Here is a 1377-nt window from a genome sequence, read left to right as displayed (position 1 = left end):
GCGCCGGGTCACTTCCCGGGGTGCGAACCGGCAGCGCCGTGGGGGCAACAGATCATCCATCAGCTCGCCGAACGCCCATACGTCCAGGGCCACCAGATGCTCAGGGGGAAAAACGCCCACCGGTCTGATGGACCGATCGGCGGGCGGTGTTGAGCGCTGTGGTGAAGCTGACCCGGTCCGGATCCAGCTGCGCGTACCCCGCGGCGCGGGTGATCAGGTCAGATACCGCCTGGTAGACCAGCAACAAAGCCCAGGCCTCCTGACGGACCAGATCAGGGCTCTGGGAGCGAAAACGCACACTCGTACCGCCCCGCAGCTCGGTTTTGACCGCGTCGAAGAGGACCTCTGACTCCCAACGGGCCGCGTACAGGCCTGGGAAGTCGACGATGGGGTAGCGGTCGACGTCGAGCAGGCTGGTGACCAGGGTGATGGTTTCCCCGACCGTGCTGGTGGCCCCGTCTTGGGTGAGGGTGTCGGTGTAGACGGTGTACTCGATCACCCGCACCAGCGGCCCGCCCTTGGACAGGTGCGCGGTGTAGGAACCATCGGCCAACACCTGCACGGGGGTCAGGTCGAACTGGGCCCCGGCGCGCATGATGACCTGGGCGCCGGTAGCGGTGATCGTGGTGTACAGGTCGGTGCCGCAGAACCCGGCGTCGAAGACGGTGAGGATGCCGGGTGCGAACGAGTGGGCCAACCGCTCGCACAGACTCTTTTCGCTGGTGGCATAGGCGTCGAAGGAAGCGTCGATCAGGCACCGGGTGCCGATCTCTGCGTGGGCGACCAGCCGTAGTTGGGGGAAGGCCCCCTCGGTGGGGCCGCCGAAGGCGGCCCGGTTGGTGTCGGTGTTGGGCACATCCAGGCAAGTGCCGTCCACGGCGGTCAGGTGCCATCCGCGCCAGAACGCTCCCGGGGTGTGGGGGTCGGCCAGGGGCCCGGCGGTCTGGGCGAAGAGCAGTTCCAGGGGCTGGGTGCCCAGCCGTTCGCGGGCCCGGCTCACGCTGGAGGCCCCGGGTGCGCCCGAGGCCGGTACGGGCAGGCTCGGGCTGCCTGCGGTGAACGCGCAGCCGTCGGCGAGGCGGCGCCAGACTTCCTTGTAGGACAGGTTGCGCCACAGCCATAGCGCTAGCACGAGGTAGAGGGTCAGCCGCGCGGGCAGCTCGCGTTGTCGGTGCTCGGTGGCGCCACCTTGGGTGGCCACCGCCTGGACCAGGTCAGGGGCGAAGGTTTGGGTCAGCACTCCAAAGGAGGCACGGTCAGCCGCGTTCGTCACGTTCTTGAGTATCTCGCGGGTGAGCGTGATCGCGAACGCCAGACCAAGGGCCAGCCCGGGTGGTGTGCCCCGACCAGCGACAACAACCTAAAACAACGGTATTG

1 protein-coding gene is annotated in these 1377 nt (G+C 68.0%); it reads right to left on the bottom strand.

Annotated features, from left to right (window positions below):
• Positions 1-100: 100 nt before the first annotated feature.
• Positions 101-1273 carry an IS4 family transposase gene (locus tag ACYVDG_RS32610; RefSeq protein ID WP_460764131.1) on the bottom strand — a complete coding sequence of 391 codons (1173 nt, stop codon included), beginning with the start codon at positions 1271-1273 and terminating at the stop codon, positions 101-103.
• Between the last annotated feature and the right edge of the window lie 104 nt (positions 1274-1377).

The sequence above is a fragment of the Nocardiopsis oceani genome (assembly GCF_054777395.1).
The sequence above is the reverse complement of the archived record's forward strand: the minus strand, read 5'-3'. Positions and strand labels throughout refer to the sequence as shown.